12 protein-coding genes are annotated in these 23,207 nt (G+C 72.5%); 9 read left to right on the top strand and 3 right to left on the bottom strand.

Annotation, left to right across the window (positions count from 1 at the left end):
• Positions 1-790 precede the first annotated feature (790 nt).
• Positions 791-2,503 (bottom strand): carbohydrate-binding module family 20 domain-containing protein, encoded by a 1,713-nt coding sequence (locus tag WH85_RS42630; RefSeq protein WP_245674338.1) that lies wholly within the window; start codon positions 2,501-2,503, stop codon positions 791-793.
• Positions 2,504-2,677: 174 nt separating this feature from the next.
• Between WH85_RS42630 and WH85_RS42625 the strand changes: the two genes are divergently transcribed.
• Genes WH85_RS42625 through WH85_RS42610 form a run of 4 tightly spaced genes read left to right on the top strand, consistent with a single transcriptional unit; the run spans position 2,678 to position 7,167 of the window.
• On the top strand, positions 2,678-3,652 hold the full coding sequence (locus WH85_RS42625; protein ID WP_045747887.1) for an ABC transporter substrate-binding protein: 975 nt from the start codon (positions 2,678-2,680) through the stop codon (positions 3,650-3,652).
• 8 nt (positions 3,653-3,660) lie between these two features.
• Positions 3,661-4,434, top strand: coding sequence for a class I SAM-dependent methyltransferase (locus WH85_RS42620; RefSeq protein ID WP_083449706.1), 774 nt, complete (start codon positions 3,661-3,663; stop codon positions 4,432-4,434).
• The gene (locus tag WH85_RS42615; protein ID WP_045747885.1) at positions 4,431-5,177 is read left to right on the top strand and encodes an ABC transporter permease; all 747 of its coding nucleotides are present in this window, start codon (positions 4,431-4,433) and stop codon (positions 5,175-5,177) included. Before WH85_RS42620 ends, WH85_RS42615 begins: the two co-directional genes overlap by 4 nt.
• A 22-nt stretch (positions 5,178-5,199) precedes the next feature.
• A complete protein-coding gene (locus WH85_RS42610) occupies positions 5,200-7,167 on the top strand; it encodes an ATP-binding protein (protein WP_083449705.1) in 1,968 nt (655 codons plus the stop codon).
• A 16-nt stretch (positions 7,168-7,183) separates the two neighbouring features.
• On the opposite strand, the gene WH85_RS42605 is transcribed toward WH85_RS42610, so the two are convergent.
• Positions 7,184-7,984 (bottom strand): SDR family NAD(P)-dependent oxidoreductase, encoded by an 801-nt coding sequence (locus WH85_RS42605; protein WP_045747883.1) that lies wholly within the window; start codon positions 7,982-7,984, stop codon positions 7,184-7,186.
• An 87-nt stretch (positions 7,985-8,071) separates the two neighbouring features.
• On the opposite strand from WH85_RS42605, the gene WH85_RS42600 reads away from it, so the two are divergent.
• From WH85_RS42600 to WH85_RS42580, 5 genes are all read left to right on the top strand, one after another.
• On the top strand, positions 8,072-8,500 hold the full coding sequence (locus WH85_RS42600) for a MarR family winged helix-turn-helix transcriptional regulator (RefSeq protein WP_045747882.1): 429 nt from the start codon (positions 8,072-8,074) through the stop codon (positions 8,498-8,500).
• A 10-nt stretch (positions 8,501-8,510) separates the two neighbouring features.
• Positions 8,511-18,710, top strand: coding sequence for a non-ribosomal peptide synthetase (locus tag WH85_RS42595; protein ID WP_045747890.1), 10,200 nt, complete (start codon positions 8,511-8,513; stop codon positions 18,708-18,710).
• Positions 18,711-18,759: 49 nt separating this feature from the next.
• Entirely contained in the window at positions 18,760-19,032 is a 273-nt protein-coding gene (locus tag WH85_RS42590) for a DUF2716 domain-containing protein (RefSeq protein ID WP_045747889.1), read from the top strand.
• Positions 19,033-19,240: 208 nt separating this feature from the next.
• Positions 19,241-20,440, top strand: coding sequence for an MFS transporter (locus WH85_RS42585; RefSeq protein ID WP_169792570.1), 1,200 nt, complete (start codon positions 19,241-19,243; stop codon positions 20,438-20,440).
• Between the two features lie 44 nt (positions 20,441-20,484).
• Positions 20,485-21,231, top strand: coding sequence for a GntR family transcriptional regulator (locus WH85_RS42580; RefSeq protein ID WP_045747880.1), 747 nt, complete (start codon positions 20,485-20,487; stop codon positions 21,229-21,231).
• Here WH85_RS42580 and WH85_RS42575 read toward each other — a convergent pair.
• A complete protein-coding gene (locus WH85_RS42575) occupies positions 21,149-23,083 on the bottom strand; it encodes an elongation factor G (protein ID WP_245674337.1) in 1,935 nt (644 codons plus the stop codon). The genes WH85_RS42580 and WH85_RS42575 overlap by 83 nt on opposite strands.
• Between the last annotated feature and the right edge of the window lie 124 nt (positions 23,084-23,207).

Genomic DNA, 23,207 nt, shown 5'->3' with positions numbered 1-23,207 from the left:
CCGGCCGGAGCCGTCGGGCTGACCCCGATGGTCGCCCCGTCCAGTCCCGGCCGGAGCCGTCGGGCTGACCCCGATGGTCGCCCCGTCCAGTCCCGGCCGTAGTCCACGGTCTTTCCGCGGCGCTGGGCAACCCTCAGCGACGGCTCGGGGTTGGCCAGCCGTCGTTCAGGGCTGTTGGCGGTTCGTGTTCGGACCGTGGTTGACGGCTGAGCCGGTCGGGCCGTCGGTCACGGTCGTGTGGGGGGCGTGGTTCAGCCGTCGGCGACGGCCGGGGTGGTCGAGCCGTTGTCTGTGGTTGTTCAGAGGGCGAAGTCCAGCCGTCGGCGACGGCCGGGGTCGCTCGGCTGTCGTTCACGGTCGACATCGGCCTACGGACCGACCTCCGACGACGGCTCGATCGACTGCGGTCGGTCCGTCGGCTGCGGTCAAGCCATCGGTTGCGGTCGAGTCGTTGGCTGCGGCTGAGTCGTTGGCTACAGCTGGGCCGTCGGCTGCGGCTGCGGCTGCGGCTGCCGGACTGTGCTGTGCGGCTGACTTCGAATGCCGGTGGGTCGAACAGCGACACCGGCCCGGCGGCGAACTCGAGCCAGCCGCGCGAGGTTGACGAGGCGGGGCGGGGGCGAGCAGCCGCCTCAGGAGACGGGACGGCCGAACTGTCAAACGTCCACCACGGGAGGTGTGGTGCGGTTGAGGGAGGCGGAACGCGTACAGGATGAGGAAGCTTGAGGATGGCGCCTGCCTGGACCCCAGGCAGGCGCCGAACCGGTCGGCTCGACTCCGCGGCGCGCCCTCAACTCCGCCAAGTGTCCGAAAGTGTCAGCTGGCCCGAGGCCGGGACGGTCGCCGTGCGGTTGGCGCCGGACTCCCAGGTCACCGAGCCGTCGGCGTTCTTCCGGAGGTACTTGTATTCGAACGTCGTGCCCGCGGCCAGTGCCACCGTGGCGCTCCACACCGGGTACGCGGCCGACGACAGCGCCACCGCACCGGCCGGCGCCCAACTGCCCAGCGCGCCCTGGTTGCCGGTGACGAAGATGTTCTGTCCGAGTGTGGTCGTCGCCGTGACGCCGAACGTGGCACCGCCGGCCGGCGTCGAACCCGAACCGGTCGCCCCCACGTGGAGCGCCACCGCGTCGCCGGCCGGGACCGTCGCCGTGAACTGGCCGGAACTGTTCACCGTGTACGTCGGACCGCCGCAGCCGCCGCCCGCGGCCGGGTCGCCGTGTTGCACGTCGCAGTAGGTGCCGGCGGGCAGGGATGTCTGGAAGGTCCGGGTCAGGGCGCTGCCCTCGTGGTTGATCGCCACGTAACCCTTGGCGCCGCGGCCGAAGGCGATCTGGTCGTTGCCGTTGCTCCACCAGTTGGTGACGGCGGTGCCGGACACCGCGTTGCGGAAGCCGACCATGTTGCCGATCTGGCGCCACCTGTGCTGGCATTTCCAGCCGTCGCTGTAGCAGGCGGAGACCGCACCGCCGTTCGGCGGGCCGGCGTCGTTGTCGTTGAACTCGTAGCCGGAGTTGACGTCCGGCGCCCCGTAGGGCCAGGCCAGGGTGAACACCTGGGCGAGGGTGTATGCCGACCCGTTCTTGTAGCTGAGGGTGTCGCCGCCGCGCTCGGTGTCGTGGTTGTCCACGAAGACGGCGGCCTGGTTGCTCGGCAGGTAACCCCACGCCGTGCCGAAGTTGCTCAGGTATGCCAGGTTCTCGGTGAGGAAGACCCGTTTGAGGTCGCGGGCGAAGCGGAACTCCTGGACGTCGCCGGTGCCGGTGTACTCGGTCGGCTGGACGGCCTCGCCGGCGCCGTAGATGGCCTCCTGTTTCCAGTACGCGCCCGTGTTCGTGAGTTTCGCCTTGATCGCGGCGAGGTCCGCGGCGGCGATGTGCTTGGCGGCGTCGATGCGGAAGCCGTCGACGCCCAGCGAGGTCAGGTCGTTGAGGTAGTCGGCGATCTCGGTCCGCACGTAGTCGCTGCCGGTGTTCAGGTCGGACAGGTTGACCAGTTCGCAGTCCTGCACGTTGGACCGGTTGGTGTAGTCGCCGATGGCCGTCCGGCAGCTGTGGAAGTCCTGGTCGGAGTAGTAGCCGGGGTAGTTGTACTTGGTGTACGAGCTGCCGCCGGTCCCGGTGCCCGACCCGGCGCTCATGTGGTTGATCACGGTGTCCGCGATGACCTTCACGCCGGCCGCGTGGCAGGTGCCGACCATGGCGGAGAACGCGGCCCGGTCGCCGAGGCGGCCGGCGATCTTGTAGGAGACCGGCTGGTACGACGTCCACCACTGGCTGCCCTGGATGTGTTCCTGTGGCGGGCTGACCTGGACGAATCCGTAACCGAGCGGGCCGAGGGTGCTGGTGCACTCGCGGGCGACCGAGGTGAACGACCATTCGAACATGACGGCGGTGACATCGCGGGTGCCCGGGGGAGAGGCGGTGGCGGCCGGCGGCACGGTGAGCGATCCGAGGGCGAGGCCGGCGGCGACGGCGAGGGAGAGGCGGCGTCTGGACTTCACAGGGATCTCCTGACGAAGGGGGATGACGACGATTGCATGAGCTTGCAGCAACAGGCCTGAAACTTGCTGAAAACTTTTGCGACAAAGGTAGATACCCGTCGTTGCGTCGTCAAGTGTGGATCACATCGATGTGTATGATTCCGCTGATATCCGTCGCCGACTCGGGGGTTCGCGATGAGACGTGGCGCCGCTGTCCTGATCACCGCCCTGCTGATGCTCGCCGGTTGTGGCGGCGAGCCGGAGGACCAGTCCGCCGACAAGGTCACCTACCTCACCGCGTTCGGCGCCGTCGGGCGCGACGCGTTCGCCTGGGTCGCGCAGGAGAAGGGCTACTTCCGTGACGCCGGCATCGACGTCACCATCCGGCTCGGCGCCGCCACCGGCGAGAATCTCAAGGTCCTCGCCGCCGGGCAGGCCCAGTTCGCCAACCTCGACCTGACCGGCACGTGGATCCTCGCGGGCAAGGGCGAGTTCCGGGACGTCCGAACGTTCGCCGCGGTCCACCAGCAGAGCCTGGTGTCGATCGTGGCACTGGAAGGGTCCGGCATCACCGCACCCAAGGACCTCGAGGGCAAGAAGCTCGGGGCCGCCACCGGCTCGGTCAACCAGCTGCTCTTCCCGGCGTACGCGAAACTGGCCGGCATCGACGAGAGCAGGGTCGAGTGGGTCAACGCCCCGCCCGCCCAGCTCCCGGCCCTGCTGGCCAGCGGCCGGGTGGACGCGCTCAGCACGTTCCTGATCGGCGCGCGCGGCATCGAGAAGGCGGCCGGCGGCCGCAAGACGGTCGTCCTGCCCTACAGCGAATACCTGCCCGAGCTGTTCGGCAACGGTCTGATCGCGCCGTCGTCGGTCACCGACGGGCAGCCCGACCTCACCAAACGCTTCCGGGACGCGGCGCTCAAGGGCCTGCGGTACACCCTGGAACACCCGGACGAGGCCGCGCAGATCATGAAGAAGGCCCAGCCCGCCGCGGACGTCACGGCCGCCGTCGGCGAGATCACGCTGATGGCGCCGTACGTGAAACCGTCCGGCGTGATCGACAAGGGGCGGGTCACCGGCGCACTGACCACGCTGGAACGCAACGGTCTGATCAATCCCGGGCTCACGGCGGATGCGGTCGTCGACTTCACGCTCACCCCGACGGAATGAGGGGGACCATGCCCGACACCTACTCGTTCGACAACGACGACCCGATCGCGGCGGAGCGTCACGTGATCCTGGGGGCGCTGGGGGACCCGTACACCATCGCCCGGCTGGAGACGCTCGGCGACCTGACCGGGAAACGGTGCCTGGAGGTCGGCGCGGGCGGTGGCAGCATCGCCGGGTGGCTCGCCGGCCGGGGCGCCGACGTGCTGGCGACCGACCTGAAACCGCAGCACCTGCCGGAGGACGCCGCCTACCGGGTGCTCGAACACGACGTGGTGACCGATCCGGTTCCCGAGGGCCCCTGGGATCTCGTGCACGCCCGTCTGCTCCTGGCCCACCTGCCGGACCGCGACGCCGTGCTGGTCCGGCTCGCCGCGGCGCTGGCCCCCGGTGGCGTCCTGCTGATCGAGGACTGGGTGTCGGCGTACTCCGATGTGGTGCTCGCCGCGCCGGACGAGGAGTCGGCCGCCCTGGTCGAGCGCTACCAGGAGGCGATCGCGCGCCGGCTGCTGCCCGGCAACGGCGCCGATCCGTCCTGGGGCAAGCGGACACACGGCGCGATGCTGGCCGCCGGCCTCACCGGCGTGCACACCGAGATCCAGGCGCGGTCCTGGGCGGGCGGTACCCCGGGCGCCCGGCTCATCGCGGTCAACCTCGAACAGATGGACTTCCGGGGCGTGGGGTTCACCGACGCGGAGATCACCCGGCTGGCCGCGTTGTCCGCCGACCCGCGGCTGGTCGTGCGCGGCCACTTCACCTACTCGGTCCTGGGCCGCCGCCCGTGAACCGGTTCCTCCCGCTGGCCGGCGCGGTCGGCGCGATCGGCCTGTGGTGGGGTGCCACCGTGCTGTTCGGGATCGACGCGTTCTTCCTGCCCGCGCCGCCGGACATCGTCGCCGCGTTCCTCGCCCAGCCCGGATACCTGCTCCGGGAGGCGGGCAACACCCTGACCGGCACGGTGGTGGGCTTCGCCGTCGCGGTGGCCGCGGGGCTGCTGCTCGCCGTGCTGCTGACCGCCTGGCGGGGCCTGGAACGCGCCACCCTGCCGGTGCTGGTCGCGCTGAACTCGGTGCCGAAGGTCGCGGTCGCCCCGCTGCTGGTGGTCTGGCTCGGCTTCGGCAACCGTCCGAAGATCGTGCTGGTGGTGCTGATCTGCTTCTTCCCGGTGCTGGTGGCGACGATGGCCGGCCTCACCTCCACCCCGGTGGAGATCGCCGAGCTGGGCCGGTCGCTGTCCGCCTCGTCCTGGCAGACCTATCTCAAGCTGCGCCTGCCGTGGGCCTTGCCGCAGGTGTTCGTGGGCCTGAAGGTGGCGATCTCACTGGCCGTGATCGGGGCGGTGGTCGCCGAGATCAGCAACCCGGGCGAGGGCCTGGGCACGGTCATCGTGATGTCCGGGATGTCGTTCGACACCCCGCTGGCCTTCGCCGCGATCGTGCTGCTGGCGCTGCTCAGCACCGCGCTGTTCTACCTGGTGGTGGCGTGCGAGCGCCTGCTGGTCCCGTGGGCGGAACTCATCACCGGCTGAGGATTCTCAGATCGTGAGCGGCATGTCCGATCCAAGGGGCGTGCCGGACCAGATCTTCCTGCTGGCGAACCTGGTGATCATGGTCGCCTATGCGGCGATCATGTTCGCCATCGTCGTGCCGCTGCGCCGGGCCGGCCAGGTGCGCTCCAACAAACTCGCCACGGCCACCGCGCTGATCTTCTTCAGCTGCGCGGTCGGGCACGGCCTGCACGCGGTCATGTCGTTCCGCGCGCTCACCGGCGCCCAGCACGCCGGGCACGACCAGGCGGGCTGGCCGTGGGCCTCGGCGGTCTGGGACACCTTCACCGCGGGCGTCGGCGTCTACTACTGGACCCTGCGGCGCCGTTTCGGGGTGCTGCTCGGCAGCGGCGCGATCTTCGTCGACCCGAACCGGCGCAACGCGCTCGCCGACGCGGACGCCCGGGAGAAGGCCGCCCGGGAGATGGCCGAGGCGCACCGGGCGAAGCTGGCGACCATCGTCGAGCACAGCGACGAGGCGATCATCGGGCTCACCCCGGACGGCATCATCACCGCCTGGAACCGGGGCGCCGAGCGGCTGTTCGGGCACAGCGCGGCCGAGATGATCGCGCATCCGGCCACCATCCTCGCCGACGACAACGGCGCCGAAGAGCAGGCGAACATCCTGGCCCGGATGCGGCTCAGCGGCAACAGCGTGCAGTACGAGGCCCGCCGCCTGCGCAAGGACGGCACCCCGGTCGATGTCGCCTTCACCGTCACGCCGATCATCGACCAGACCGGCACGGTCACCGCGGTCTCCGCGATCGCGCGGGACGTCACCGCCGCCAAGGAGTCCGCCGAGCGCCAGCGGACCCTGCAGGAACGCACGAACCAGGCGCAACGCATGGAGAGCCTCGGCAACCTCGCGGGCGGCGTGGCGCACGACTTCAACAACATCCTGGCGATCATCGCGAACTACACCGAGTTCGCGATCGAGGAGACCACCGACCGGTCCGGGGTGCAGGCCGACCTGTTGCAGGTGCGGACCGCGGTGGAGCGGGCGTCGAACCTGACCCGGCAGCTGCTCACGTTCACCCGCGGCGACGCGATCCAGCCCCGCAACATGGACCTCAACGCCTCGATCACCGAGGTGCACGCCATGCTGGACCGCACCATCGGCGAGCACATCAACCTGATCGCGGTGCCGTCCGCGACGCCGCTCACCGTCTGCGCCGACCCCGGGCAGATCCAGCAGGTGCTGCTCAACCTGGCGATCAACGCCCGGGACGCGATGCCGGACGGCGGCAGCCTGGTGCTGGAGGCGAACACCACCGTCCTGGACGGCGAGGAGGTCAACATGCAGCCGCCGCTGCCGGCCGGCACCTACGCGCGCCTGGTGGTCAGCGACACCGGCGAGGGCATGTCGCCGGAGGTCACCGCCCGGATCTTCGAGCCGTTCTACACGACGAAACCCCGGGGCAAGGGGACCGGGCTGGGGCTGGCCACCGCGTACGGCATCGTGACCGAGGCCGGCGGCAGCATCAACGTCTACTCCGAGCCGGGGGTCGGCACGACCTTCCGGATCTATCTGCCGCTGGTCGACTCCAGCGAGGACACCGGCACGGCGATCAACCGGGCCGACGCGCCGCCGAGCGGTGACGGCCGCACGATCCTGGTGGTCGAGGACGAGGTGGCCCTGGCCCGCATCGTCACCCGGATCCTGACCAACGCCGGGTACCACGTGGTCACCGCCACCAACGGCCATCAGGCGCTGACCATGTTCGCCGAACACGGCTGCGACCTGCTCCTCACCGACGTCATCATGCCCGAGATGTCCGGCCGCCGGCTCGCCGAGACCCTCCACGAGAAGGTGCCCGATCTGCCCGTCCTCTACATGTCCGGGTACAGCAACGGGCTCCTCGGCACCACCCACATCCTGGACGCCGACATCGCCTTCATCGAGAAACCCTTCACGAGCAACGAACTGCTGCACAAGGTCGCTGCCACGTGCGGCCTTCGATCGAAGGCATGACGGGGTACGAGCCGGTTCAGGCGACGGCGTCGCGGGCCTCGTGCAGTCCGAGTGCCCGGTTGAGCGCTCCGGTGGCCCGCGCGGTGGTGGCCCGTGGCAGGAAGCGCGGCGCCCAGGTCATCACCCGGAACGTGAACCGTCCCGGGTAGGACGCCGCCCGCCGCCGCGCGTAGTCGTCGAGGGTCTTCGCCGCCACCGCCGCGGGGGAGTCGGTGACCTTCATCCGGGCCGTGGTGCCGTCGAAGAACCCGGTGTCGGTGGCGCCCGGATGCGCCGCCATCACGTGCACGCCGGTGCCGCGCCACTCCTGCGCCAGCGCCTCGGTCAGGGACAGCACGAACGCCTTGGTCGCCCCGTAACTGGCCTGGTACGGCAGGGGCTGGAAGGCGCCGGTGGACGCCACGTTGACGATCCCGCCGGAGCCCCGGGCGACCATCGTGCGGCCCACCCCGTACGTGAGCGCCATCAGCCCGTTGATGTTGAGGTCGACCGACCGCTGGTGCCGGTGCAGGGGGTCGTTCAGGAACGGTCCGACGGTGCCCGCGCCGGCGTTGTTGACCAGCAGGTCGACCTGGACGTCGGCCAGCGCGGCCAGTAGCTGGTCCGTGCCCTCGGGTGAGGCCAGGTCGGCGGCGAGCGGGGTCACGCGTACCCCGTGTTCCGCGGCGATCGCGGTGGCCAGGCTCTCCAGCTCCGGTGCGGAGCGGGCCACGACGATCAGATCCGCGCCGCGCCGGGCCAGTTCTTCGGCGTACGCCCGGCCGATGCCCTTGCTCGCGCCGGTGACCACGGCGGTCCGTCCCCGGAAGTCGTCCACGATGCCTCCATTTGTTTCGAGTCTCGAAGCTTCTGGTCGGGAACCGTAGCACATACTTCGAGACTCGAAGGAAAAGTAGGATGAGTCATGTCCACCACCGACCTGATGGCCACGGTCGTCGCCGCGCAGACCCTCTCGATGATCACCGCGGACCGCCTCGACGAGGTCTTCACCCGCCTCCACCTCACCGCCGCCACCGCCCAGGCACTCTGGGCCGTCGACCCGGACGGCCCACCCCCGTCGATGAAGCAGATGGCCGAACGCCTCTACTGCAACGCGCCGAACCTGACCTTCGTCACCAACCAGCTCATCGACCGGGGACTCGCCGAGAAGACCGTCGACCCGTCCGACCGGCGGTCGCGCGTACTCCTGCTCACCGAACGCGGCCGTCAGGTCCGCGCCGAGATCATCCGTGAGGCCCTGGCCCGCACCCCGTTCGCGGATCTGGACCCGTCCGAGATCACGCAGCTGCGGGCGCTGCTCGACAAGGCGAGCGGGGTCGACTCCGCTCAGTAGGGTGTCGATCATGACGCTGACCGATGTGTTGATCCGCGCCGCCACCCTGGCTCCGGACCAGGTGGTGGTGCATGTCGGCGCCGACGGCGACGAGCGGACCACCCGCTACGCCGACCTGTACGCCGACGCGATGCGGATCGGCGCCGGACTGCACGCGGCCGGCCTGCGCCCCGGCGATCCGCTGCTGCTGCTCGCCGAGGACAGCACCGAGTTCCTGCCGCTGTTCTGGGGCGCGATCGTCGCCGGGGTCGTCCCGGTGCCGCTGCCGCCCGAGCCCGGCCGCCTCGCCGCGGTCCGCCGGGTCCTGGGCGACGTCCCGGAGTCGTCGTCCGGTGATCTGACCCTCGAGGCGCTGCGTGCCGCGGAACCCCTCGACCGGCCCGTCCCGGTGACCGCCGACGACCTGGCGTTCCTGCAGTTCTCCTCGGGCAGCACCGGCGACCCCAAGGGCGTCGAGCTCACCCACGGCAATCTGGCCGCCAACGTGCGGCAGGCCGCCGAAGCCGCCGCGATCACCGGCGCCGACGTCGTGCTCACCTGGATGCCGTACTTCCACGACATGGGTTTGATCGGCACCCACCTGGTGCCGATGCACGTGCGCTGCCGCCAGGTGCGGATCGCCCCGCTGACCTTCGCCAAACGCCCCGAGACGTGGCTGCGGGCCGCCGAACGGCACCGCGCCACCGTGCTGTCCGCGGCCAACTTCGCCCTCGCCCTGACCGTGCGGCGGGTCCGCGACGACGTGCTGACCACCCTGGACCTGAGCAGCGTGCGCCTCGTGATGGTGGGCGCCGAACCGATCTCCCCGGCGGTCTGGCGCGCCTTCGCCGACCGGCTCGGCACGGCCGGGCTGCGCCCCGAGACACTGCAGCCGGTGTACGGGCTGGCCGAGGCGACCGTGGCGGTGGCCTTCGCCCCGGCCGGCGAACTGGCCGTGCCGGTCCGCCTGAGCCGGGCGGCCCTGGCCCGCGGCGTGGCGGTGCCGTCGACCGCCCCCGACGCCGTGGAGTTCATGGACGTCGGCCACCCGGTGCCCGGCTGCCGGATCCGCGTCACCGACGACACCGACACCCCCCTCGAAGACGGCCTCGTCGGGAACATCCAGGTCAGCGGCCCGAACGTGACCCGCGGATACCACCGGGCGCCGGACGCGTCCGCCGCCCTGCGTCTCGGCGAGTGGCTGCGCACCGGCGACATCGGATACCTGCGCGACGGCCGCCTGGTGGTGACCGGCCGGGCGAAGGACGTGCTCTTCGTCCACGGCCGTACCTTCCACGCCGCCGACCTGGAGGAGGTGGCCGCCGCCACGCCGGGACTGGGCACCGGGCCGGTCGCGGTGGTCGGCGCGACCGACCCGGCGAGCGGGCGGGAACGGGTCGTCGTGTTCGTCGCCGCGGCCGCGGTGCGCTCCGATCCCACCGCCGCCGAGCGGGTGCGGTCCCGGGTCGCGGAGGCGCTGGCGTACGACGGGGTGAGCGTCCAGGTGGTGCCGAGCGGGGCGTTCGCCCGCACCACGAGCGGCAAGCTGCGCCGGCAGTCGCTGCGGGACCGGATCACCGCGTCGCCCGCCGCACCGGACGACGACGAGGTGAGCGTGCCCGTCCCGGCGGCGACGGCCGTGCCCGGCACCCGGGCGGAGATGCTCGACCTGGTGCGGGCCGTCTGGGCGCGGGTGTTGCGGGTGCCCGCGGAACGGATCGGGGACGACGACCGGTTCCTGGCGATCGGCGGTTCGTCGCTGGCGGCGATGGAGGTGCTCGCGGGGCTGGAGGACGCTGTGGGGCGTACCCTCGAGCCGGTCCTGTTGCGCGACGGCGCGACCGTGACCGCGCTGGCCGACCGGCTCCTGACCATGGAGGATCGCCCGGCGCCGGTCTCTCGCCGGGCCGCTCCCGGCACCGACCTCGCCGTCATCGGGATGGCCTGCCGGTTCCCGGACGCCGACACCCCCGACCAGTTCTGGGCGAACCTGCTGGCCGGCCGGGACAGCGTCACCACCGGCCCGCGGCCGGGCGCGTTCCTCGCGGACCCGTCGCTCTTCGACGCCGGTTTCTTCGGCATCCCGGCCGACGAGGCACGTCACCTCGACCCGCACGCCCGCATCTTCCTGGAGCTGGCCCACGAGGCGCTGGAACGTGCCGGGTACGCCGGACCGCGCCGTCACGCCCACCGGATCGGCGTCTTCGCCGCGGTCGGCGAGAGCGGCTACCCGGAACTGACCGGCGCCACCACCCTCACCGGCGTGCTGCGGAACCTTACCGCCGCCCGGGTCGCCCACCTGCTCGACCTGCGTGGACCGGCCGTGGCGATCGACACGGCCTGCTCGTCCGCGCTGGTGGCGCTGCACTACGCCCGCCTCAGCCTGGCCGCCGGCGACTGCGACATCGCCGTGGTCGGCGGCGTCAACCTGCTGCTGACCGACACCGCGGAGACCCTCCTCGGCGCGGCGCAGGCACTGTCCCCGACCGGGCGGTGCCGCGCCTTCGACGCCGACGCCGACGGGTTCGTGCCCGGTGAGGGCGGCGCGGCCATCGTGCTGACCCGCCTCGGGCAGTCGGAGACGGACCAGGTCCTGGCGGTGGTCCGGGGCACCGCGGTCAACAACGACGGCCGGTCGCTGAGCCTGCTGGCCCCGAACCCGCTCCGGCAGCGGGAAGTGATCGTGGACGCGTACCGGCAGAGCGGTGTGGACCCGGCGGAGGTCGGCTACGTCGAGGCGCACGGCACCGGCACGGCGGTCGGCGACCCGATCGAGGCGCGTTCGCTGGCCCACGCGTTCGCCGCGCAACCGCTGCTGCTCGGCTCGGTCAAGACCAATATCGGTCACCTGCTGAACGCGGCGGGCATGCCGGCCCTGCTCAAGGTGATCCTGGCCCTGCGGCACGGCGAACTGCCGCCCTCGCTGCACCACCACCGCCCGTCGCCGCACGCCGACCTGGCGGGCGCGGGGTTCACGGTGGTGACCTCGCGCCGGCCGTGGTCCGGGACGGTGGCCGCGGTCAACAGTTTCGGGTTCGGCGGCACCAACGCGCACGCGATCCTGGCGGCCGCGCCCGGCGACCGCTCCGGGGCCGTGTCTCCGGGCGCGGCCGCGGGCCCGCACCTGGTGACGGTGTCGGCGCGGTCGGCCGTCGCGCTGCGGGTTCTCACGCGGGAACTGGCGGAGTTCGTCCGGGACCATCCGGAGATTCCCGAGGCCGACATCGGCGCGTCGGCGTCCATGGCCCGGGACGACGCACCCTACCGAGTCGCCGTGGTGGCCGACGGCGACCTGGCCGCGCGGCTGGCCGAGGTGACACCGGCCGGTCCCGTGACGAACGGGGTGCGGGTGGGGCTGCTGACCGGGGACGCCGCGGGACAGGCCCGGGCGGATCGGTTGCTGTCCTCGGGGGTACGCGCTGAGCCGGTCACCGACACCACGGCCGAATACGACGTGCTGGTCTGGTGCGGCGACGGCGAGCCGCCTGTCCCGCGGATGCTGCGCGCCGGGGTGGACACCGCCGGACTCCTGGCGACCGTGGGGGAGTTGTGGCTGCTCGGAGCCGTGGTGGACCGCACGCCCCTGGACGCCCGCACCCGTCGGGTACCGGTTCCGGTCTACCCCTTCCAGCGCCGGCGCTACTGGGTGACGGATCCGCCCGCCCCGACGCTGTCGCTGCCCCGATGGCGGGAAGCCCCGATCGTCTCCGGTCCCGCGCGGGGAGCGGTAACCGTCCTCGAGGGTTCGGCCGACGTCGCCGGGCTGCTGGCGGTGCCGCGGACCGGCCACCTGCTGGTGGTCACGGAGAATCTGCACGCCACCGACGCGGAGACGGCGGATCCGGCGCATGCGGTCCTTGCCGGGCTGGCCATGGCGCTGGCGGACGAGAGCCCTGAGCTGGGCGTACGGATCGTCGACGTCTCCACCGCCGACACCGCGGAGAGCCGGCGAGCCGCGGTGGAACGGGAACGCTCGGCCCCACCCGTACCGGGATCGGCCGAGTTGGTGGCCTGGCGTGCGGGTCGCCGGCTGGCACGAACGTTCGTACCGGTCGGCGACGAGCCTGTTGTGGGCCCGCCGGCCGAGGGGGCCTACCTGATCACGGGTGGGGCGGGTGCCGTCGGCGCGGCCGTCGCCCGGCACCTGGCTCGCCGTGGACAGCCGACGCTGCTGCTGGCCGGACGGTCCGCGGAACCGTCAGGGCTGGTGGAGGAGTTGCGCGGACTCGGGGCGACGGTCGAATACCGGGTCGCCGACATCACGGTCCCCGAGGACGTGGCCGCCCTGGTCGACGGCCGGACCTTCGACGTGGTGGTGCACGCCGCCGGTGTGGTCCGGCCCGGCAGCCTGAGTGCGAAGACCCCGGCGGAGCTGGCCGCCGGGATGTCCGCGAAGGTACGCGGCACGTCGCTGCTGGCCGCCGCCCTGAGTGGGCAGGACGTCCTGTTCGTGGCGCTGTCGTCGGTGTCCACCGTGCTCCCCGCGCTGGCCGGGGCGGTCGGTGACTACGTGGCCGGCAACCTGTTCCTGGACGCCTTCGCGACCGCCCAGCGGGCCACCGGCCGCCGTTTCGTCGCCGTCAACCTGCCCGCGCTGACCGGTGCCGGCATGGCGGCGTCCCACCGGGCGGGCGGCCCCAGCCTGCCCGTGGACCACGTGCCCGAGGTCCTGTGGTCAGCGGCGGCTCTTGCCGCAGCCCAGGTGCTGGTGACACCGTCCGCGGGCCATGACCATCCGGCTGCGGTGATGTCGGTGGCAGCGAAACGCCCGGAGGTGGACGTCGACGCCGTGCCGTTGACGGCGCTGGTACTGGAGTTGCTGGGGACGGCTCTGAACCAGGATCCGGCGAGCATCGGCGCCGACGAACCGTTCCTCGGGCTCGGACTGGATTCGCTGACCGCCGTCGACCTGGTCAAGGAGTTGGAGACCCGGCTCGGGCGGACGCTGTCGACCACCCTCTTCTTCGAGCATCCGACCACGGCGGACCTGGTGCGCCACCTGGCCGGAGAGCAGACACCCGGGCCGGTGCCGCTGAGTCCGGTGCAACGGGCGTTCGTGACGACCGGGCGGCTCTATCCGGATGTTCCCGCCTACGCGGCCGTCCGGCAGACCCTGGCGGGGCCGGTCGACGCACAGCGGCTGGGACGAGCGCTCGGCGTGCTGGAGCGCCGGCATCCGATGCTGCGGGCCCGGCTCGACATCGACGGGCAGCGGACCCTGGCGGCGGCGGGCGCGGAGCGTGTGCCGGAGTGGTTCACGGTCGCCGAGGTGGGCGGGACGATCGAGGAGCTCGACCGGGACCTGCGGAACCGGCCGTTCGACCTGAGCGTCGACGCTCCGGTGCGGGTGGTGCTGGCCACCGACGCCGCGGGAGTCGCGCATCTGCTGTTCGTGGCGCATCACGCGGTCGCGGACGGGTACAGCCTGGCGGTGCTCGGCGACGAACTGTGGGCGCTGTACGCGGGACGCTCCCCGGGCGCGGAACCGGCCACGACGTTCGCCGACCACGAGGCGATGCGGGCGGCGCCCAGCTCCGATGACCGGGAGTACTGGCGGAACACGCTCGACGGGTACCCGCAGCTGGTCCTGCCGGCCGACGGGAAACCGGGTGGTGAGCCGCGTCCGCCCTATCTGGTGCACCAGGTCGTTGCTGATCCGGGGCTGACCGGACGGCTCGAGGAGCGGGCCCGGGCGGCCGGGGTGACGGTGTTCCACCTGCTGCTCGCCGGGTACGCCCGATGCCTCGCCCGGTGGAGCGGGCAGGACCGGGTCCCGATCATGGTGGCCCGGGCGGGGCGGGAGGCTCGGCTGGCCGGGGTGGACCGGATGGTGGGACCGTTCGCGGACACGCTGCCGGTGCTCGCCGAGGTCACCGGCGAGCCGGTCACGACGCTGGCCGGCCGTCTGCGGGACGCGTGGCTGGCGAGTGAACAGCACGGCTCGGTGTCGAGCGTGGACATCGCCCGCCTGGTGACCGGGGACGGCGCGGGACCGCGGACGGTGAGCCCGGCCGGCTTCAGCTTCGCCCGGTTCCCCGGCACGGGCACGGGTGGCTACGGCGGTCACGTTGTCGCCACCACCGCGGCCACCGCCTCCGCGGCCACCCGGTTGAGCCTGGTCTGCTTCGAGGCCCAGGGCGCCCTGCACTTCAGCTGGAACCATCCGGCCGCCCTGTTCACGCCGTCGACCGTCGCACGGTTGGCTGCAGAGCACCTCGAGGAGATCATCGCGTTGGCGGCATCGGACGACGCGGCGACGGGCACCGGGACGAGGTCGATCGTGGACCGGATCCGGGAGCAGTGCGCCCGGACTCCGGACGGGATCGCGGTGCTCACGGACGGCGTACCCCTGAAGTATCAAGATCTTGATCGTGCCTCTGCGGATCTCGCCGGGCGGGTGGCCGCTCATGGGGCCGGCCGTGTCGGGCTGCTCGCCGGGCCGGGAGCGGCGACCGTGGCCGGGGTCGTGGGGATCCTCCGGGCGGGTGCGGCGTGGGTTCCGCTGGACGCGGCGCATCCGACGGCTCGACTGGTCGCGCAGCTCACCCGGGCCGGAGCCACCGTCGTGGTCGCCGACGCCTCGACGCGGGAGGCGGCCGCGGCACTCGGTCCCGCCTTCATCGTGATCGACGCCCTGGCCGCCGAACAGCTGCCCGCCGGCGCCGAGAACGTCGACTCCAAGAACGCCGAACCGGGGGACGACGCCTACGTCATCTTCACGTCGGGGTCGACCGGGCGCCCCAAGGGCGTCCCGATCAGCCACCGGGCCATGGCGAACTACCTGGACTGGGCCGTCACCACCTTCGGCTACCACGCCGGGGACCGGCTGGCGCAGACCGCCTCGATCTGCTTCGACGCCTCGGTGCGGCAGATCCTGGCGCCGCTGCTCGTCGGCGCGACCGTCGTCGCCTGGGACCGCGACACCGTGCGGGACCCCGGTGAGCTGCTGCGCCGGGTCGAAAGGGACCGGGTCACGGTGTGGAGTTCGGTGCCCACCCTGTGGGAGCGGCTGCTCGCCGAGGTGGAGAAACGCGACATTCTGCCGGATCTCGCGCTGCGCTGGGTGCACGTGGGCGGCGAGGAGTTGTCGCCGGAGCCGGTGCGGCGCTGGTTCGACCTGTTCGGTTCCGGTCAGCGGATCAGCAACCTGTACGGGCCGACCGAGACCACGATCAACGCGACCTTCCACGTCGTCGGGGCACGGCCGGACGACGGCGTCCACCACCTGCCGATCGGGCGGCCGGTCGGCGGGGCGACCGTCGCGGTGATCGGCGCGGACGGGCAGACCTGTGCGGACGGCGAGATCGGCGAGCTGTGGATCGGCGGAACCGGGCTCGCGGACGGCTACCTGGATGATCCGGAACAGACGGCGGCGGTGTTCGTGGAGCGGGCCGGGCGGCGGTGGTACCGCAGTGGCGACCGGGCGGTCCGCGACGCAGACGGGCTGCTCTGGTTCCGCGGGCGGGCCGACGACCAGGTGAAACTCCACGGTTACCGGGTGGAGCCCGGCGAGGTGCAGGCCGTGCTGCGCGGGCACCCCGCCGTGGACCGGGCCGCGGTCCGGGTCGACGGCGGACGCCTGGTCGCCTGGGTGCAGCCGCGGGACGGGCACCCGGCCTGCTCGGCGGCGGACCTGCGGAACCATCTGGCAGGGCTGCTCCCGGCCTATCTGGTGCCGGCCACGGTGGAGCTGGTGACGAACCTGCCCCTCACCGCCACCGGCAAGATCGACCGGGCGGCACTGGTGCCGGTGCCGGTCGCGGTGGACACCTTCGAACCGCCGGTGACCGCTATGGAACACCTCCTTGCGGGCGTGTGGGAACGGCAGCTGGGCCGGGCGGCGATCGGCCGGCGCGACGACTGGTTCGCGCTCGGCGGCGACTCGATCGGCGTACTGGAGATGTTCACCGCGCTCGAGGCGGAGCTGTCCGGTCTGCCGCGGCCCACGGTGGTGTACTCCGCGCGTACCCTGCAAGAACTCGCCGCCGTGCTGGAAACGGCCGTGACCGGGCCGCCGGTTCTCCCGAGCGCCGCGATGGGCGAGGACTTCCCGCTCAGCGCGAGCCAGCGCGGGTTCCTGCTGGCGGACGCGATGGGTGCGCCGTCCACCTGGCTGGCCACCCCGCGCCTGCACGGGCCGTTCGACCGTGACCGATTCCAGCAGGCCGTCGACGCGATGGTGGACCGTCATCCGATGCTGCGCATCGTCGTCCGGGCGCAGGCGCGGCCACCGATGCAGCGTGTGCTGGAGCCGGGGGTACGCCTGACCGTCGGCTGGACTGATCAACCTCGGTCACTGGCCGTGGAGTCGGCGGCGGAGCGGGACCACGGTTTCGACCTGGACGAGTGGCCGCTGCTGCGGATGCGGGTGCTCCGGTACGGGCCGCAGGAGCACGTGCTGCTCCTGCACGCGCACCATCTGATCGGCGACGGGTACAGCGTGGCGCTGCTCACGCGGGACCTGCTGACCGTTTACGACGGTGGTGAGCCGGCGCCGCTACGGTCGACGTTCCGGGACTACGTGGCGCTGCTCGAGCGGGACCGTCCGATTCCGGCACCGCGGCGGGGCGGCACGTTCGTCCCCGGCGTGACCTCGGGCGCTGTCGGTTTCACCGTCGGCGCCGAGCGGGTCCGGCAGATGGCCGCCGAGGCGGGGACCACGCCGTTCGCGCCGGTGCTCGCCGCGTTCGGTCACGGACTGCGCCGGGTGGGGGATCGCGCGGACGTCGTCGTCGGCGTGGCGGTGACCGGCCGGGATCACCCGCTGCCGGACCTGGGCCGGATCTTCGGACCGTGCGCGACGGCGGTGGCCGTGGAGTTCGGTCCCGGCGACTTCCCCGGACAGGTCGCCCGGACCGCGGCGGCCGTGACCGAGGCCCGGACCAGGACGTTCACCGCGCCGCAGGGCTGGCAGTACTTCTTCACCTACCTGGACTTCGCGGCCCTCGGCGACGTGCGATCCTCGACACTGCGTCTGAGCTGGGAGGATGAGGACGCGGAGCTGTCCGTGCCGCCGGGGACGGACGTGCTGCTGGCGGCCCGCCCGGTCGAGGGCGGCGGCCTGCGCCTGACACTGCGCGGACGGGTGCCCCGCGAGGAGCTGTCCCGGATCGCCGCCGATATCCAGGCGGCGCTCGCCGGGACGGCCCTGGACGCGGCCCTGATCGGCTACCTGCCGTCACCCGAACACCTGTCATCGCTGGGACTGCCGTCGTCGGCCTTGTCATCGCCGGCCCTGTCGTCGGTGGACCGGGAGACGATTCGGGAGACGCTGTTCCCGGGCGGCGTCCCGCGGCTGCTGGAGGTGGTGGACACGCCGCTCGGCAGGTCCGGGTTCGTCGCGCTGCCCCGCTTCGCCGACGAACTCGCCGCCCGTGGTGGCCTGGCCGCCGAAACCGCCGCCGCGGTGGACATCGCCGCAGCTCACGGTGCCCGCAGCGTGTCGTTGGCGGGGATGATTCCCGCCTTCACCGGGTACGCGACGACGGTCGTCCCGCTGGTGCGGATGCCCGTGGCCGTCACCACCGGGCATGCCGTGACGGCGGCCAGCGTGGTCCGGACCACGCTGGCGGCGCTCGACGCCGCCGGGCGATCCTGGTCGGACAGCGTGGTCGCGATCCTGGGCGTCGGGTCGATCGGGGCGTCATCGTTGAGCCTGCTGCTGGCCCGCGCCGGAGCCCCGGCCGGCCTGATCCTCTGCGACCTGCCGTCCGCGGGGCCGCGCCTGACCGCCCTGGCGTCGACCTGTCCCGGACCGGTCGAGGTCGCCACCGACGGGCCGGACGCCGTCTACCGCGCGGACGTGATCGTGGCCGCGACCAGCGGCGGACCGGGCACCCTGGACGTCGACCGGCTGCGCCCCGGCACGATCCTGGTGGACGACTCGTTCCCGCACTGCTTCGACCCGGTACGCGCCCTGGCCCGGATGCGGTCCGCAGGTGACGTGCTGGTGGTGGGCGGTGGCCTGCTCGACCTGGGCGCGGCGTCCCGCACGGTGGCGGACGGCCTGCCCGCGGTGGCGGCGTCCGGCCAGTTCCGGCTGCCGGGGGCGGTGGCGTCCTGCCAGACGGAGTCGCTGCTGCACGCGACGACACCCGGGCTGCCGGCGGTCTGCGGTCCGGTGACCCCGGAGGCGGCCGCCGCGTACTGGGCGGCGCTGGACGCGGCGGGCGTGCGGGCGGCCCCACTGCACCTGCTGAGCCAGGAGGTCAGTCCCCGTCTGATCCACTGAGGCCGCATCGTGGGGTGAGCGAAGTCGGCCGGATGTGACGATCCGTGTCGTGAATGGGCCTGAGTGGGACAACAATGCGTGGCAGCGGGTCCGGGACGGCGATAGGTTCCGTTTCCGGCCGGGGATGGAGCCCGCGAACTGGCCGGCCATCGACGAGCCGGCCGGTGCGGTGACGTTCGACCTCGGTGCCGTCTTCGACCGGGCCGGCGGCTTCACCGCTGACGAGGATGCGCTGAACGCGCAGGTGCTCGCCGCCCTGATCACCGTTTTCGCCGCGGACGTTCCCCTGGTCGCGCTGGACTGGCAGCACACGTCCTACTGACCGAGGTGCTCGTCCCGGAGCTCGCCCTGTGGCTGCCGGTCGTGCGCAGGACCTGAGAGCGCCGACTGGTGAGACCGGCCACAGGGGCTCCCGGCGGAGGGGGCGCCGACCGATCCCGAGGTTGTAGGCTGAGCTTGTATAACAACTTCGGATCTTGGTGGCATGCGGCGTGGATGTGGAAGAGAACTCGGCGATGAGCCGGGGGCAGATGAGACTTTCGGCCACGTTGCTGACGTCGTCACTGATCGGGCGGCTGCCCCAGGCGATGAGTTCGCTCGCCCTGCTGCGGATCGTGCTGGACGCCGGCGGTGACTACGCGTTCGCCGGCACGCTGACCGCCGTCTACATCGTGTCCGGGACGATCGGTGCGCCGCTGCTCAGCCGGATCATCGACCGCACCGGGCGGCCCCGGCCGGTGCTGCTGATCGCCGCGACGGCCGCGACCGTCGCGTTCGGCGGGCTGGCCCTGGCCGCGCCCGGGATGCCCGCCGTCGCCGTGGCCTGCGCGCTGATCGCCGGAGCGGGCGCGCCGCCGATCGAGCCGGTGCTGCGGAGCCTCTGGCCGCGGATCATGCGGCCGGGCCGGCAGCTGGTGCAGGCGTTCAGTGCTGACGCAGCCGTACAAGAGCTGATCTTTGTTCTCGGTCCGCTGGCCAGTGCGATCAGCATCGCTGTCTTCGGCGCCCCGGCCGCTGTCGTCGTGATGGGGCTGGCCGGGCTGGTCGGCACGGTCCTGCTCTGCCTGCACGGGGTGCTCGCTCCCACCACGCCGGTGCCGGTGCCGAGCGGACGCCGCCGGTCACCGCTGCGCCTGCCGGCCACCCGCACGCTGGTCCTCGCGCAGGTCGCGGCGGGCATGCCGGTCGGCATCCTGGCGATCACGGCGACCGCGCACGCGGCGAGCGCCGGGCAGGAGTCGCTGTCCGGCTGGGGTCTCGCCCTGAACGCCGCCGGTGCCTTCCTGGGTGCGGTGTACGTGGCCCGCCGCCCGTTCCGCACCGCCCCGGAGAGACTGGTGCGCCCGGCGTTGCTGCTGCTCGCCGTTCTGTACGTGCCGACCGCCTTCGTGCAGACGCCGTCGGCCTACTGGCTGACCGCGTCGTTCGTCAGCGGCATCTGCCTGTCGCCCTACCTGACCCTGGTCTTCACGGTCGCCGAACGCACCACCCCGCCGGCCCTGTCCACCGAGGTCAACGCCTGGGTGGTCAGCGCGTTCAACGTCGGTATCGGCGGTGGCACCTACCTGGCCGGCCTGCTGACCGAGCAGTGGCAGGTCACCGGCACGGCGGCCGCGGTGATCGGCGCGTCGGTGCTGGCGGCGGCCGGGGCGGTGGCGGCCCGGCCGGTGCTGCTGCGGCGCACCGTGGAGCCCCGCCCGGTGCGGGAGATGGCGACGGCGCAGCTCTAGCATCGTCGGAAACAGACACGAGCGAAACGGAACCGACGAACCCCGTGGCCGACCGCCTCTCCTTCCTGTCCGCGCCGCTGCCCCGCGACCAGGCCGTCCCCCTGCGGGTGCTGGTGCACAGCCGGGTCCTCGACGGCATCCGCAGGGGCGTGCTCACCCCGGGCTCGATGATCCCGACCGAGACGGAGCTGGGCCAGCTGCTGGGCGTCAGCCGCACGGTCGTCCGGGAAGCCTTGATGCTGCTGGACGAGGACGGTTTCATCGTGTCCCGGCGGGGCATCGGCCGGTTCGTCGCCGACTCGCTGCCGCAGATCGGCCTGGAGCGGCTGCGCCCGGTCGAGGAACTGCTCGGCGTGAACCTCGAACTGGAACGCACCGCGGTGATGCTGCAGCCGACCACCTCGACGTTCGTCGCCGAGGAACTGGGTGTCGCGGCGGACACCCCGACCTGGTTCGTCGAGACGGTGATCCGCCGCGACGGCCGGCCGGTCGCGTTGGCGCAGGAGCACGTGCCCGCCGCCGGCCCGCTGACCGAGGAGGACACCACCGTCCCGGGCACCCTGCTGTCCGTGCTGCTCCGGCGCAGCGGCCCGGCGATCAGCGCGGGGGTGGCCCGGCTGACCCCGGGCGTGCTGGGCGAGGGCCGGGCCGCCTCGCTGGGTGCCGACCCGGCCGAACCGGTCCTGATCGTCACCCAGACGGCGCAGCTCAGTGGGAAGGCCTATTACTTGGCGAAGTACGCGCTGCGGGCGGAGGCGGGGAACCTGTCGGTGATCCAGAGCGGTCACTGACCGGCAGGTCGCCGCCGGGGGAGTGCCACAGCGCGCCCTCGCCGCGGGTCAGGCCCGGCAGCCGGCGGGCCACCGTCGACAGCAGCCGGGCGGGCAGCACCGCCGCGACACGCCACCCGTCGGCGGCCGTGGTGATCTGCCCGACCTCGGCGGCCAGCCCGGCGAGCATCCCGATCACCGCGCTGAGGGTGTCGTCCGGGATCTCCAGTTCCAGCCGGTACGCCGGTTCGTGAACCCGGAGACCCGCGTCCGCCAGGGCGGCCCGCAGCACCCTCGGGGTGAGCGCCCGGAAGTCCGCCGCCGAACTCAGCGGCGCCACGTAGTCGAGCCGGGTCACCGTCACGGCGCAGTCGGTCGTCTCCTGACCGTGGATCCCCTCGTGGAGGGTGGCGAACACCGCGTCCTCGATCGCCTGGTGGTAGCCGCGCGGCAGCAACCCCCGTTCGGCCTCCCGGAGGAACCGGTTGCCGGTCCCGGGCGGCAGCGGCTCGACCCGCAGGCCCACCGTCTGCCAGAACTCGTTCGGGCCGTGCCGGTCGAACGCGTACAGGCCGTGGCCGGCACCGGCCGGCCGGGTGAAGCAGACCGGGCGTACCGGCTCGAACGCCGCACCGATCCCGAACTCGGCAGCCAGCCGCTCGGTGAACACCTCCTGCTGCACCGCGCCGTAGAGCAGGACCGACGTGGCGCCGCCGGGCACCGTCCGGGTCCGGATCAGCGGGTCCTCGTCGGCGAGCTGCTGCAGAGCGGCGTGCAGCCGGGCCTCCTCGCCGGGCTGCACCGGCCGGACCACGGCCTCGAGGACCGGCGGCGAGAACTGCGGGCCCCGGGTGGCCGTGTCGCCGATCTCGTCACCGATCCGCAGCGCCATCCCGCGGACCACCCCGATGCCGCCGGCGACGAGGTCACCGCCGCCGACCGTCGACAGGTTGCCGATCCGGGCGGTGTGCTCGGCGACCCGCCCGCCGGGACCGGGCCGCCGGAACGTCACCCGCTGCCGGGCCTGCAGGGAACCGGACCAGAGACGCAGGTACGCCGTACGCTCCCCACCGTCGCGTTCCACCGCGAAGACCGTGCCGCGGACCGTGTCCACCGGCGGGCGGGCCGGCCGCGGATGGTCCCGGATCGCGGCGAGCAGCGCCGGAATCCCCGTGCCGTCGAGTGCCGACCCGAACCAGACCGGATGGAACCGTCCGGTCGTGGTCTGCCGGTGCAGCGCCCGCCGGACCGCCCCCGCCGACGGCACGACGTCGTCGACCAGCGCGGCGAGCATCCGGTCGTCCCGCTCGGCCAGGGCGGTCGCCAACTCCGTACGAAAATCAGCATCATCCAGGCCGCGGAGGGTCACCGCAGCCCGCCGGGTGCCGAGACCGGTGACCGTCTGCATCGGCACGGCCGGCACGCCCAGCCGCCGGCCGATCTCCGCGATCAGGGCGGCATCGCGGGCGCCGGCCCGGTCGATCTTGTTGACGAACAGCAGGGTGGGCAGCCCCAGCGCCCGCAGCGAGCGCATCAGCACCCGGGTCTGGGCCTGGACGCCCTCCACCGCGGAGATCACCAGGATCGCGCCGTCGAGGACCGGCAGGGCGCGTTCCACCTCCGCGACGAAGTCCGGGTGGCCGGGGGTGTCGACCAGGTTGACCTGCAGGTCACCGATGGTGAACGCGGCGACGGCGGCCCGGACCGTGATGCCACGGCGGCGTTCCACCGCGCCGCGGTCGGTCCGGGTGTCACCGCCGTCGACGCTGCCGAGACGGTCGATGGCGCCGGTGTCGAAGAGCAGACGCTCGGTGAGACTCGTCTTACCGGCGTCGACGTGCGCCAGGATGCCGAGGTTGAGTGTGCGTGTCACGAAGTCCCTCATGAGTGTGGGCGACAGTGAGGTGATCTCAGCGAGAAGGGGCGTCTGATTCTGTACGACACGGGCAAATGCCTGCGGATCGGACGTGCTGGATATAGGCGTGGAGCCATCGATA

The sequence above is a fragment of the Actinoplanes rectilineatus genome, assembly GCF_000962825.1.
In the GTDB taxonomy this organism is placed as follows: Bacteria; Actinomycetota; Actinomycetes; order Mycobacteriales; family Micromonosporaceae; genus Actinoplanes; species Actinoplanes rectilineatus.
Note: the sequence above shows the minus strand (reverse complement) of the source record. Positions and strands in the feature narration are given on the sequence as shown.

What these genes read in the sequence shown, in the direction of transcription:
- WH85_RS42625 (WP_045747887.1), top strand. Translation starts at nt 2,678, where the DNA reads ATGAGACGTGGCGCCGCTGTCCTGATCACCGCCCTGCTGATGCTCGCC.
- WH85_RS42620 (WP_083449706.1), top strand. Translation starts at nt 3,661, where the DNA reads ATGCCCGACACCTACTCGTTCGACAACGACGACCCGATCGCGGCGGAG.
- WH85_RS42610 (WP_083449705.1), top strand. Translation starts at nt 5,200, where the DNA reads ATGTCCGATCCAAGGGGCGTGCCGGACCAGATCTTCCTGCTGGCGAAC.
- WH85_RS42600 (WP_045747882.1), top strand. Translation starts at nt 8,072, where the DNA reads ATGTCCACCACCGACCTGATGGCCACGGTCGTCGCCGCGCAGACCCTC.
- WH85_RS42595 (WP_045747890.1), top strand. Translation starts at nt 8,511, where the DNA reads ATGACGCTGACCGATGTGTTGATCCGCGCCGCCACCCTGGCTCCGGAC.
- WH85_RS42585 (WP_169792570.1), top strand. Translation starts at nt 19,241, where the DNA reads ATGAGACTTTCGGCCACGTTGCTGACGTCGTCACTGATCGGGCGGCTG.